Origin of the sequence: Ligilactobacillus acidipiscis DSM 15836 (assembly GCF_001435755.1) — a bacterium.
Classification (GTDB): domain Bacteria; phylum Bacillota; class Bacilli; order Lactobacillales; family Lactobacillaceae; genus Ligilactobacillus; species Ligilactobacillus acidipiscis.
In genome coordinates, this window is sequence record NZ_AZFI01000042.1 from 1 (window position 1) to 13,105 (window position 13,105).

At 39.1% G+C, this 13,105-nt stretch carries 12 protein-coding genes; 5 read left to right on the forward strand and 7 right to left on the reverse strand.

Features of this window, described 5'->3' with window-relative positions:
- The first annotated feature begins 95 nt into the window (after window positions 1–95).
- Entirely contained in the window at window positions 96–533 is a 438-nt protein-coding gene (locus tag FC65_RS04610; RefSeq protein WP_056971734.1) for a hypothetical protein, read from the forward strand.
- A gap of 599 nt (window positions 534–1,132) precedes the next feature.
- Here FC65_RS04610 and FC65_RS12355 read toward each other — a convergent pair.
- Window positions 1,133–1,492, reverse strand: coding sequence for a 3-hydroxyacyl-CoA dehydrogenase family protein (locus FC65_RS12355; RefSeq protein ID WP_338088167.1), 360 nt, complete (start codon window positions 1,490–1,492; stop codon window positions 1,133–1,135).
- Window position 1,493: 1 nt separating this feature from the next.
- Window positions 1,494–2,081: a 3-hydroxyacyl-CoA dehydrogenase family protein gene (locus FC65_RS12360; protein ID WP_056971736.1), complete on the reverse strand. Its 588-nt coding sequence runs from the start codon at window positions 2,079–2,081 to the stop codon at window positions 1,494–1,496.
- Window positions 2,082–3,013: 932 nt separating this feature from the next.
- Between FC65_RS12360 and FC65_RS04625 the strand changes: the two genes are divergently transcribed.
- The gene (locus FC65_RS04625; protein WP_056971737.1) at window positions 3,014–4,216 is read left to right on the forward strand and encodes an NAD(P)/FAD-dependent oxidoreductase; all 1,203 of its coding nucleotides are present in this window, start codon (window positions 3,014–3,016) and stop codon (window positions 4,214–4,216) included.
- A 96-nt stretch (window positions 4,217–4,312) separates the two neighbouring features.
- Here FC65_RS04625 and gnd read toward each other — a convergent pair whose 3' ends face one another.
- The 3 genes from gnd to FC65_RS04640 all read right to left on the reverse strand — a co-directional run bounded on the left by gnd (window position 4,313) and on the right by FC65_RS04640 (window position 8,281).
- On the reverse strand, window positions 4,313–5,215 hold the full coding sequence (gnd, locus tag FC65_RS04630; RefSeq protein WP_010495880.1) for a phosphogluconate dehydrogenase (NAD(+)-dependent, decarboxylating): 903 nt from the start codon (window positions 5,213–5,215) through the stop codon (window positions 4,313–4,315).
- 80 nt (window positions 5,216–5,295) lie between these two features.
- Window positions 5,296–6,846 carry a gluconokinase gene (gene gntK, locus FC65_RS04635; RefSeq protein WP_056971738.1) on the reverse strand — a complete coding sequence of 517 codons (1,551 nt, stop codon included), beginning with the start codon at window positions 6,844–6,846 and terminating at the stop codon, window positions 5,296–5,298.
- Between the two features lie 103 nt (window positions 6,847–6,949).
- Window positions 6,950–8,281 (reverse strand): gluconate:H+ symporter, encoded by a 1,332-nt coding sequence (locus FC65_RS04640; protein ID WP_056971739.1) that lies wholly within the window; start codon window positions 8,279–8,281, stop codon window positions 6,950–6,952.
- 206 nt (window positions 8,282–8,487) lie between these two features.
- On the opposite strand from FC65_RS04640, the gene FC65_RS04645 reads away from it, so the two are divergent.
- The gene (locus FC65_RS04645) at window positions 8,488–9,330 is read left to right on the forward strand and encodes a MurR/RpiR family transcriptional regulator (RefSeq protein ID WP_056971742.1); all 843 of its coding nucleotides are present in this window, start codon (window positions 8,488–8,490) and stop codon (window positions 9,328–9,330) included.
- 88 nt (window positions 9,331–9,418) lie between these two features.
- Here the strand turns inward: FC65_RS04645 and FC65_RS04650 are convergent, their stop codons facing one another.
- Window positions 9,419–9,859, reverse strand: coding sequence for a universal stress protein (locus tag FC65_RS04650; protein ID WP_010495896.1), 441 nt, complete (start codon window positions 9,857–9,859; stop codon window positions 9,419–9,421).
- Entirely contained in the window at window positions 9,859–11,445 is a 1,587-nt protein-coding gene (locus FC65_RS04655; RefSeq protein WP_010495897.1) for an Nramp family divalent metal transporter, read from the reverse strand. Before FC65_RS04655 ends, FC65_RS04650 begins: the two co-directional genes overlap by 1 nt.
- 108 nt (window positions 11,446–11,553) lie before the next feature.
- On the opposite strand from FC65_RS04655, the gene FC65_RS04660 reads away from it, so the two are divergent.
- Both FC65_RS04660 and FC65_RS04665 read left to right on the forward strand, forming a co-directional pair.
- Window positions 11,554–12,201 carry a metal-dependent transcriptional regulator gene (locus tag FC65_RS04660; RefSeq protein WP_056971740.1) on the forward strand — a complete coding sequence of 216 codons (648 nt, stop codon included), beginning with the start codon at window positions 11,554–11,556 and terminating at the stop codon, window positions 12,199–12,201.
- Between the two features lie 155 nt (window positions 12,202–12,356).
- Window positions 12,357–13,037, forward strand: coding sequence for a DUF975 family protein (locus FC65_RS04665; RefSeq protein ID WP_056971741.1), 681 nt, complete (start codon window positions 12,357–12,359; stop codon window positions 13,035–13,037).
- Window positions 13,038–13,105: the final 68 nt, after the last annotated feature.

Consider the following 13,105-nt stretch of genomic DNA (forward strand, 5'->3'; position numbering starts at 1 on the left):
AAAAGTATGAATAATTCAGGTATTAGATATTTTATCTCATTTTTATAATTTTTGAGAGCGTAAAATATCTTGTTTATACTGATAAGTATACGGTCATGATTTATGATTTTGTTGGGACTAAGAAGTATGATTACACTCGGATCCCATTTTTTGGTATTGAAGATAATGAAACAGGGAAAATGATATATATGACAGATGGTAACGTTGAGTTGGATTCTAGGGTTGAAACTAACTCAACCGGCAAAGCTTTTCCTAAGGTTAGCCGTTATATCTTCCAAAATAACGGTGATAGTAAGAAAGTTGAATTTACTATCAAATGGAAGCAGGAAATTGAAATGAGAAATATGTATAAAAATGCTAACGCAGCAATGAAAGCTGCTTTTATTGCGCTGAATATCCAGCCAGTTTATATGCGTTATTATGCTACAGGGACTTTAAAGATCATTGATGGAGATCAGGTTGAGGAAACTTCGGGTGATATGATCTATGAGTACAATTATATGGGTAAGCCCGATCCATTAGCCAAAATTTAAGTTTTTGAATAGCCATGAAAAGACCCGAAACACGACAATTTAAACGTTATGTTTCGGGTCTTTTGTTTAAAACTTTTAGAATGGACACGCAGATAATCTATGTTGATAGGTGATCCAGCAGAGTTCGGTGGATCTATCAAGGAAACACTCTCTATGAAATGTCCAGTTTCAAAATCTTTTTCACCGCTAAAGGTACATTAGTTAAAATGGCGGTAGGTATCAATGACCTTTAAACCAAGCTCTATGCTTTGAAACATACACAGGAACTGCTAGAGCATAGTTAGTATAAAATTTGACCACTGAATAAACGGAACATTTATTTTTTACTATCTCAGAAAATGCAACAGTATTGGTCAAGACGCTTTGTAAAACACCTGACAGAGTCTTTGTGAATGGTATTTTAAACTAAATGCGGTAAATTTTTGTTTCCTTGATAACTTTCGCTCCTAACAGACAGGGAGCCATGGAAATTTTTTGAAAAAGGGCAAGTACTTGCTTCTGTATGAAGATCCTTGATAGAATTTAAATATATCAGACATTAACAAAGTAGTTCATTAACTAGTTAAAACTGGGGGCTTTTTATTTCTGTTGAAAAAAGTTTAATTCTTATTTTCCCTAGCTAAAGCTCGTAATAATTGTTCATCACGATACTTGATCGTTTCTTTTCCTTGTTCACCGGTCCAGTCGTAAAAACCTTCACCAGTTTTTTGTCCTAGTTTTCCTTCTTTTACTTTTTGGGCGAGTAACGGGTTCTCTCCAACAGCGTTGCTGATCTCATGAGTAAGATAACCGATAATGATGTTGAAAGTGTCCAAACCGCCTAAGTCAGCACTAGCAATTGGACCTAAGATGCTATAACGTAAACCTAAGCTATATTTTGCAATGTCATCGATGGTTTCGGGTGATGCGATGTCTTGCTGTATAATTGACAGACACTCGCGTATAATAGCTGCTTGAATTCTATTCCCTACAAAGGCCGGGCGCCTCTTTTTTGAGAGCTACAGCATGTTTACCGATATGATTCATTAGATCAATGGTTGTTTGGACCACGTTAGGATCAGTTTTTTGTGCTGGCACAACTTCGACTAATGGCATCAAATGAGCAGGATTGTAAAAATGTGCTACCAAGAAGCGCTCAGGTTTATTTAGATATTGGGCAATTTCAGTTGGACTTAGTCCAGAAGTATTTGTGGCCAAGATAGTCTGAGGTTTAACCAGATTTTCTATTTTTTGCCAGATCATTTTTTTAACATCCATCGATTCAACTACGGATTCTATTACGAAATCAGCACCAGTTAAAGCATCAGGATAGTCAGTTGTTATCGAGATCCGCGCCATAATTGCTGGGATCTCATTTTTAGTAATGATACCAGCCTTAACATAGGTTCTAAGATCGCTTTCAATTTTCTCTAAGCCATTTTTCAAGGCCTCTTCTGTCATATCCAACAAGTTAACGGGATAACCCTTTAAGGCAAATTGCAGGGTGATAGCATGTCCCATAGTACCAGCGCCAATATTCGTGATTTTTTTAATATCTTCTAAAGACAAAAAATTACCTCCTTTTGTAAAGGGCAAGAAACACTCTCGGGTTTCAAAGCCCAACTACGAAAACAAAGTGAAGAAAGTGGAAGACAATTGACATTGTTATGTGTGGTCATTGCATTTTTAGCAATGTGAGATTTACGTTGAATAAGCGTAATTGCCTGATTTTTGCAACTTGATTACATGCATTTTATTCTGAGTTTGACTATATTCTAAAATAAATGTGAAAGTTAAAAGGTTATTTAAAATATGTTAGTGAATATATTCACTAATGGGTTTTAAAAAATCAGCATGATCAGTATATGATAATACTAAATCATGGCATATTAATTTCCGCTGAGAATAAAAACATACTATCTATAGTAAAAATACCGCAACATAATAGATAATACAAGAGCTTGTTGGGAGAAATTTATATTAAAATTTAGGCTTATGCCATATATTCTTTGTAGGATTTTCCAAGATATGGAAATTCATAGATCATACTGCCAGAACGTTCGATTTTATTATTAACGTCAACGATTTTAATACTACCATCAGCCATATCTCGAGTATAAGAGGGATTTAGGTTGAGTTTGTCAAATTGTTCTCTAATTCAAGAGGATCTGGCCCATAATAATCTTGTGATTCGACCTCTTTGGTTACTTTAAGGCTGTATGAAATCTGTTAATTGATCGATACTGCCCCACTGATAGTCGCGATGCCCATGATCGTTAACTTGGACGGTTTTCCCGTCGTAAGTTAAGGTCCCTTTGCAGTAGAAGGCATAAAGTTTTTATATTACTTTCCGTCTTTGTCGGTGATGGTGAATCCTAATATTGGTTGGATAGTATCTTCATTTAACAATTTCTTTAGTTACAAACAACTTCTTTTTCATATATGCCCTTTTATATTACAATGTGAGTTGTAGTAGAAGATTTATATTTGGAGGCGAAAAGATGGGTAATACAGCAAAAGGAAACCGTTATCAATATGTCGTTGTTGGTGGTGGAGTGGTCGCCGGCTATGCGATCAAGGGTATCCGAAAGGAAGATCCAAGTGGATCAATTTTGGTTGTGTCAAAAGAGGCGGATGTTCCCTATGAACGGCCTGCTTTAAGTAAAAAGTTATGGTTAGATGATGAGTTTACCGAAGAAGATATTAGAATTGGTGCGGAAGATCATGCGGATGTTACCTTTAAGTTTAACACGACCGTTAATAAGATCGATCGCCAAGAAAAAGAGGTTGAGTTAGGAGATAATACTGTTGTCCATTATGAGCAGTTATTATTGGCAACTGGTGGCGAACCACGTAATATTAAAGGACCGGATGATCCGCATGTTTTAGTTTTCAGAAATTGGTCGGATTATCGTAGACTCCGCAAATTTAGTGGTAAAAATAAGCATGTTGTTATTATTGGCGGCGGCTATGTCGGGACTGAATTAGCTTCTTCATTAACACAAAATGATACTAAAGTTACTATGATATTCCCTGAAAAGGCACTTGGAGAAGGTAAATTTCCTGAAGAGATCCGACAGGAATATGAGGAGACCTTCAAGAAAAATGGAGTCGAGATACTAAGTGGTAAGATGGTTGAATCTTATCAGCGTCAAGGAGATCATTTGACTATTTCTATAGCTGATGGTTCAGAGTTCTCTGCTGAAACTATTATTATTGGTCTGGGTGTTACTCCAAGGATCGAATTAGCTAAGGCTAGTGAGCTGGAATTGGCCGATGGTGGTGTAAAAGTCGATGAATATCTTCAAACTAGTGATCCATCGATCTGGTCAGCTGGGGATATTGCTTCTTATCCAGACAAGATCTTAGGCCGTCAACGGATCGAACATGTTGATCATGCTCGCCTTTCCGGTGAACTAGTGGGTCAGAACATGGCAGGAGCTCACCTTGCTTATCAGCATACCCCATACTTCTATTCAATGATTTTTGATATTTCTTGGCAGGCTATCGGGAATATCGACCTAAGTTTGAAAAAAATCTTCGACAAAAGGAATAGCGGAACTATCGTTTATTTCTTAAATGATGAAAAACTTGCTGGTGTTTTGGTTTGGAATGTTCCAGTCGATCTTGATGATGTTAGAAAACTTCTCGCAGATCCACCAGCAGATAATGATGAACTAATTGGCTCAATTAAAGAAAATTAATTTCAGTAAAGAAAAATCGTTTTATTTAAAAGGCACGCGTTTCCTGAACCTGAATCCCGGGAAACGCGTGCCTTTAATTTAATAACTAGTTAATATTTATTTTTTATCGACAGCATGTCCGCCAAAACCGTTTCTTAAGGAAGAAACAACTTTACCAGTCATCGTATCATTTTCTTCTGAACGGTATCTCATCATCAAAGCACTGCTGATCGCAGGCGTTGGTACATGAAGTTTGATTGCCTCTTCAACCGTCCAAGCACCTTCACCAGAAGAGTGCATAACTCCCTTGATCTTATCTAAATCGGCGTCATTGGCAAATGCCTCTTGGGCGAGTTTCATCAACCAGCTGCGTACAACGGAACCGTTATTCCAGACCTTAGCCACGGCTTCATTGTCAAAGTTAAATTGACTTTTTGATAAGACCTCAAAACCTTCACCGATGGCTTGCATCATGCCATATTCCACACCGTTATGCACCATTTTTAGATAATGGCCAGAACCGCATTGACCAGTGTATAGATAACCATTTTTTGCGGCAATTTTTTCAAATAAAGGCTTGATCTGAGAGAAAATGTCCTTTTCTCCCCCGATCATGAAATTTCCATCATGACGTGCACCGGACATGCCGCCCGAAGTACCAACATCAAAGAAATGGATCCCTTTTTTGGCAGCTGTTTGGCCATGGTCAATAGAATCCTTATAATATGAGTTACCACCATCGATTAGGATGTCGTCTTGATCCATCAAGTCGACCAATTTAGAGACACTATCGTTAGTCGGGCCGCCAGCAGGAACCATTAACCAGATAATGCGTGGTTGGGGCAAAGACTTAACTAGTTTTTCTAAACTGTTGGTTATTTCAATATCAAACTCTGAGTTTTGAGCTTTTTTGCGAGTTTCTTCATTTACGTCAAAAACACTGACTTCCACATCGTGGTCTAACATATTTTCCATTAAATTCCAGCCCATTTTTCCTAAGCCGATCAAACCAAGTTGCATTTTATTCTTCCTCCTAAATAGTTCGTTCATGTGTGATTATCTTTAGATTAGCAAGTTTTAAGCACTAGCACGAAAAATGATCAATCTTCATTTTGGGAGTGACTGTGTTCAATCTGGAAACGCGCGATATTTTCATATTCAGGTCTTAGTTGACGAGTTAAACGAATGTAGATCGGAACTAATTCACGATAAACAGCAAAATTTTTCGGATTTGGATCATAAGTTGATGTTTCACCGATAAATTGTTTGACAACACTAAGGTCGTCAACGATTCCGAGTGATTTCATACCTATTACCGCTGCTCCCAGGCAAGACGACTCAAAGTCTTGTGGTATCGTGACCGGAGTTTCGAAAACATCCGCTAGCATTTGCCGCCACAATTGAGATCGGGCAAAACCGCCAGTTGCTAAGATCTCTTTGGGTTGTCCGACAACTTCTTCTAGTGCCAGCAAGACAGTATAAAGGTTATAGACAATGCCTTCTAAAACAGCACGAACCATGTGTGCCCGAGTGTGCATTTGCGTTAAACCAAAGAATGAACCACGCGCGTTTGCTTCCCAGATCGGTGCACGTTCACCACTTAAGAAAGGATGGAACAGTAAGCCGTCAGATCCAGCTGGAACTTGTGCTGCAATTTCAGTTAGTAAGTCATAAGTATTCTTGTGCAGTAAGGCAGCTGTACTTTTTTCAGCATCGAACAGATTGTCGCGAGCCCAACGGAAGACAACGCCTCCGTTATTAACTGGGCCTCCAACTACATAGTGCCCTTTATCAACGGCATAGCAGAAGATCCTTCCCTTTGGATCAGTGACGGGATGGTCAGTAACAACACGCACAGCACCAGAAGTACCGATCGTGACAGCAACGACCCCAGCATCGATCGCGCCCACACCGAGATTTGATAATGCACCATCAAATGCTCCTTGGATAAAGGTCGTATTGGCAGGGCAACCGGTCTTTTTAACGAATTCATCTTTTAAACCGGAAAATTGATGATAGGCATCGACTACTGGAGGCAGTTGTTCTTCACTGACGCCGGCAACCTTGAGTGCTTCTTGCTCCCATTTTTGCTGAAAAATGTTAAAGAGTCCAGTGCAACTGGCAACTGATATATCCATTTGCCAAACACCGAATAGACGATAGAAAATGTATTCTTTGATGCCGCAATAGTATGCTGCCTTTTTATAAATATCCGGTCGTTCATTTTTTAGCCAGAGTATCTTACACAGTAGTGACATCGGGTGGATCGGTGTTCCTGTTTTTTCATAAATAGACTGACCACGAGCAGAATTTTTGATCTGTGCCGCATATTTGGCAGAGCGTGTGTCTCCCCAGGTCTGAACTCTGGTCAGTGGCCGGTGATTTTTATCTAATACGATCAAGCTTTGGTTAGCACTAGAAAAACTAACCCCCCTTAAGTTGTCTCTCTTGAGGTCAAGATAACTGATTACTTGTTTTAATGCTTTAGTAACAGCGGTCAAGATCTCTTCTTGATCTTCTTCTGCCATGCCTGTTGCGTCGCGGTATAAAGGATAGCCTTCGTTAGCGTGCGTGTAAACTTGACCATCTTCGCCATACAGCACGGCTTTTGTGCTGGTAGTTCCAATATCCATTCCAATGATGTAGTTCATTATATGACATCCTTTCGCAAAAATAGGTGACGAAAAATTGAATGTGGTTTTTAAAATTCGTTGTGTAATATGAATTTTTTGTAATTTACCAATTCTTTAGCGACTAGACGAAAAGAGATAAAGCGTAAACCGAGATCAATCCAGTCAGCGAAATGACCGAGGTCAAAGTTGTCCAGGAAAGGAAAGTCTCTTTTAAAGTTAAACCAAAGTACTCTTTGATCATCCAGAAACCTGCATCGTTGACATGGTCAGCAAAAATACTGCCTGCGCCTATGGCCAAAACCATTAAAACGGGATCAACGCCTGTTTGAGCGATCATGGGAACGACCAAACCAGCAGCTGTTAATGCAGCAACTGTAGAGGAGCCAAGACTGACCCGGAGAATAGCGGTGATCAGCCAAGCAGCGAAGATTGGTGACATATTAGTGTTGGCAAATAGGGATGAAATATAATTTGAGATCCCGCCTTCGACCAAAACTTGTTTGAAGGCACCACCACCACCGATAATAAAGAGCATCACGGCGATCTGCGTGATAGCCGATTCAAGTGTGGCACCAATTTGTTTCATAGGTATTTTTTGGCCAATACCCATTGTAAAGATCGCTAAGATCAATGAAAGCAGCATAGCAACATCGGCATTACCGATAAATTGAATGGCTTTATTAAAGCTGTTGTTTGGCAGCCAATATTTTAGGATCGTAGAGATCCCGATCAAGATGACAGGCATCATCGCTGTAATGACACTTTTAACAAAGGATGGCGTTTCTTCCAACTTAAATTCTTTGACTTTGCCAAGTCCAGGGATCGATTTTTGAATGCGATAAACTTGTGGATACCATTTATGCAAAAAATGATTAAAAATTGGTCCTGAGACGATCACCGTTGGAATAGCAACAATAATGCCGAGCAAGATCACCTGACCTAAGTCAGCATGCAAGATCCCAGCGATAGCAGTTGGAGCGGGGTGTGGTGGGATAAAACCATGCATGACGTTTAATGTTGCAGCCATTGGAATAGCTAAAACTAGCAAAGGCAAACCTAATTCATCAGCGATCACGAAAATGATCGGTAACAAGACAACCAGGCCGACTTCAAAGAATAAAGCCAAACCAACGATAAATGAAGCTAAGATGACAGCAATTTGTATCCTTTGCTTACCGAACTTATCGATCAATGTATGAGCGATTCGATAACCGCCACCTGAATCGGAAACAAGCTTGCCGATCATTGACCCAAGACCAAAGACGATAGCTAGGTCTCCAAGTTGATCTCCCATACCCGACGTAATAATATCGGGGATTTTTGCCAAAGGGATCTCTAGTGCTAAAGCTGTCAAAAATGAGGTAACGATCAGTGAAATGAAAGTATTTAATTTGACCTTAATGATTAAAAAGATAAGTAATACGACAGCTGCCGCAACAATCACTAATTTCATATTAAAAGTATCCTTTCTTGTCTTGAGAATTCTATTTGTTAGAGCAATAAATAGAATAGATGAAAAAAAACAGCATAATAAAAATTAAAAAGATGACTTTTTTTTACAACTCCATTATAATTGAAACTGGTTACAATGCAAGAAAAATTTTTAAGAAAAATATTTGCGATAAAAATAAAAGCAGCGAAGTAAATGGAGTGATAGAAGTGGAAGGACAAATTACAGAAAGGATCAAAAAGGATTACCCAAGGATGGGTGCCAGCAGTAAAAAATTAGCTGATTTCATTGTAGAAAACTATGCTCAAGTTTCCTTAATGACATTAGCCCAACTAGCAGATAAAACCGGAGTTTCGTTGGCAACTGTTTCGCGTTTTGCTAAGGACATGGGATACCGGAATTTTTCTCAGTTTAAGTGGGCCTTAAACAGCCAGGTTGAAAATCCGCTTGCAATCGGCAGTGAGATTTCTGACCATGATACACTTAAAACCGTTTCGCAAAAAGTTTTGAGTGCTAATATTGAAACCTTAACGGAGACTTTTGATTTGATGCATGAAAAAGACCTGCTTGCTGCTAGAGAATTGATCGTTAGAGCTAAAAATTTGTCATTTTTTGGATTGGGCGGATCTAATATTGTTGCCTTTGATGCATACCACCGCTTTTTGCGGGTGCCATTATATGTAACTTATAATTCTGAATATCACATGTCACTGATGCAGGCTTCTAAGTTGACTAAAGATGATTGCGCGATTGTTATTTCACATACAGGTAGCAATAAAGATACTCTCAACATCGCAGAGGTCTTAGAGCAAAAACATGTGCCGATGATCGTTATCACTAGCACGCCTAAGTCACCGTTGACGACTTACGGCAAAATTTGTTTCTTTTCGATTTCTAAGTCTTTACAATATCGGCAAAAGGCTTTCTTATCAATGACTTCGCAGTTGGCGATCACAGAATGCTTGTATATGTTAACGGCACAATATTTTGGTAAAAAAGCCGATGAGACCTTTGATAGCCTGCAAAGTATCATTGAAACACGTCATAAATAGAGAATAACATAGTAAAAAAGGGCACGAGGCCTTTAAAGTAAGGATCTCGTGCCTTGTGCCATTCTTGAGTAAGAATTAAATTTTAAAACTAACGCATTACTAAAACAGGGACTGGCGCATACTTGGCCATGTAGGCGGCCTGACTTCCAAAGCGTTTGCTGATGCCGGTTTTATCAAAAGAACCAATGATCAACAAGTCGGGGTTCACCTGTGGGATGACTTCAGAAACGATCGTTTTGCTAGGATCACCTTCAGCAATCACTGTTTGAATGCGTTTGACACCTGCTTTTTTTGCAGTCTCTTTGTAAGTTAATAGATGATTTTCTAATTCTGATTTTTCACCATGAATATAATCGTCATCTAAAGCTTGGTAAATATTCATCTCATCGCTTTCGAGCACGGAAACAATGAAAAGTTCTGCATCATTTTTCAAAGCATGATCGATCGCATAGTTAAAAGCTAATTGAGCGTCTCGCGAATCATCAGTACCAACGAGAAGACGTGAAAATTTAGGTTCTTTGTTTGTCATTATTCTTGCGACTGCTTTCTTTGTGCTTGTTCTTTTGCCAAACGTTTGTCACCACGATAGATATCAGTGACAGTCCAAACTAATAGAGCAATGATCAGTGCAATAATAATATATGCGATCGTGTCAGCTGTTGTAACTAGTGCAGCAGTTGGATCGTTTCCGAAAAATGCTTCGATCGATGCTGGTAATCCCTTCATGTTTAAGAAAGTTAGACCAAGAACAGAGATCCAGCCGAGGATCCTGACCCAAGTCGAGTTCTTAAAACGATTGCCCATTTCTGTCTTGCTGTTAGTTAGCATTAGTAATGGGATCATTGAAAACGGTAGGGCAAAAGCCAAGAAAACCTGCGAATTATTCATTAAGTTGTTGATAGTGACGTGTTGTTGAACTTCGCTTTGACCACTTGTTGATAACACAGCAATTAAAACTGGCACAACTGAGATCAAACGAGTGACTAAGCGACGAGCCCACAAAGGCATCTTCATGTGCACGAAACCTTCCATAACGACCTGACCGGTCAAAGTACCAGTAATAGTTGAGTTCTGACCTGAAGCTAACAAAGCAACGGCAAACAAGACTGACAAGGCACCAGAACGAGCAACTTTGATCAAGATACCATTGCTTAACGTCGAAGTATCTGAGAGTGCTTCATACAAACCGAAGAAAGAAGGATCTTGTACAGCTCCTGATTTGAAGACAGCGACACCCATGATCAAAAGCAAGGCATTAACGATAAATGCCAGGGATAGCTGGATATTTGAATCCCAAGTAGTGAACTTAACTGTCCGTGCAACATCTTCTTCGTCGTTATGATCAACTTTTCTGGTTTGCGAAATAGCTGAATGCAAGTATAAGTTATGCGGCATGACCGTAGCACCGATGATACCAAGGGCACCAGAAATTGGTGACATCCCATGAACTTCAGGTGAACTTGCAAAAGTATCTCCAGTTGGGATAAAGCCTTTGAACATTTCACCCCAATTTGGATCAGACAGAGCTACTTGATAAATGAAGACTCCTAAGATCACGAAAATTAAACAAACAACTATCGCTTCAATTTTTCTAAAACCGATCTTGGTCAATAATAGCAATACTAAAACATCTAAAACTGTTAAGAAAACAGCAATGATCAGAGGGATATCAAATAAAAGATAAAGGGCGATCGCACCACCGATAACTTCAGCGATATCGGTTGCCATAATAGCTAACTCTGTCATGATCCATAAAATGATCCCCAAAGCTTTACCTGTCCGGGCACGTGTTGCTTGTGCCAGGTCCATTTGACTTACTATGCCCAGTTTAGCGGCCATGTACTGCAACAGCATGGCAATTAAACTCGACATCAAAATCACAGACATTAACAAGTAGGAGAAGTTCTGCCCACCTGTGATCGATGTAGACCAGTTACCTGGATCCATGTATCCTACCGCAACTAAAGCACCCGGACCGGAATACATAAACAGCGTCTTCCAAAATCCCTTGCCTCTAGGAACTTCCACAGTTCCATTGATTTCTTCGAGCGAGCGACCGTTTGCATATTGAACCAAACGGTGCTTCTTTTGAGTTGGTTGCTCGTTTTGACTCACTTGTAAAACCACCTTTCCTTTTTCCACTGAATATTGTACACCATAAGTTCATAGATTAAAATAAAAAGTTTTGGTATACTTAAAAATAATAAAAGGGGGAATTAAGTGATGCATAATGTAGCGGATAATTACTTGCGGGCAATTTTTGAAGGGAGTTATTTAACAGGAAAAACGTCTAACAAACGTTTGGCAGGTTTATTGGGTGTATCTCCAGCAACTACCACCGAACAGGTCAAAAAAATGTGCCAAAAAGGAATTGTCATCAGTCAGAGGTATGGTGCGATCTCGTTTAGCAAAGAAGGCGAAAGACAGGCTATCCAATTGATAAAAAAATTTCGCTTATGTGAAGCCTGGCTTGACAATGAATTAAATTTGCCTTTAGAACAGATCGCGTCACAAGCCTGGAAACTTGCAAACTTTGATAGTCAGCTCATGTATGATCAGTTGAATGAGCAATTAAATTATCCAAGTAAGACTCCATTTGGGACTGATGTGCAAGAACCGCGGCTCTTTAATGAGTCAATACATTCGCTAAATTCGCTTAAACCCCAACAAAAATGCAAGTTAGCAGAGTATTTGGATAACTCAAAGGTCATTGGATATGTGCAGCAAATCGGACTGAAAATCGGGTATGGATATTTCGCTGAAAAAGTCGACCGTGATTTCGATATTTTGTTTTTATCATCTAAAGAAGGGCAGCAGCAAATGGTCAGTCGTAAAGTTGGTAAATATATTTATGTGCGTGTGCTCGAATAGAAGTTGAATTATCATTGAAATAAAATAATTTCCTACGGTTGCGAAAAGACTCTTATCCTGTAAATCTTTTAGCTTGAATAATTAAGCATTTATTTTGAAATTATTAGGGTGCCTATGGTACGGTTGATGTAATTCATTTATATAGGGGGTTTTTTATGTCAAGAAAGGAATTAAAGAAGGGTGCGAAAACCAAATTAAATGGTCATTTCAGTTTCTTCTTCTTACTTTTTCTACCGTACATAGTTCTATATTTTATTGGGAGTTCGCAAAGTAACTCTCAGGGTCTTAAGACCTTACAAAATCAACAAACAGGGCTTAATTGGGGATCGATACTCCTCTTACTTGCCAGTTTGATTTTAGTGGGCGCACAATTTGTTAGCTTGGACAGTATCCGCAATAAGGTCGAATATACACAAGGTTTCTCCAAGGGATTCACAATTTTTTCAAATTCAAAATACTTTTGGGGAGCTGTTGGTATCGGCTTGCTTGAATTTATCTGGGTTTTCTTGTGGACGTTACTGCTCTTTGTTCCTGGGATCATTAAGGGTTTAGCTTATTCACAGGCTTTTTACATCTATCGTGATTCTGTTGATGCTGGACAGCCGCTCCGCTTTCGTGATGCCGTTACACAGAGTCGTCAGATGATGGATGGACATAAATGGGAATTTTTTGTTTTGCAGCTTAGCTTGATCGGTTGGCAGATCTTGGTTTGGATTACTAATGGTCTTGCTGGGATCTGGGTCTTTCCGTATACGAATTTAACTTACGCAAATTACTATGACCACTTGAAAGAAGAACAAGCTGGTAACATTGTGGAACCCGCAACTGAAAATTAATTCAAAAAGAAAAACAAGTTTGGCAATAACTTGCGTATATATTAGTGTATGTGCTTAATCATACCTGC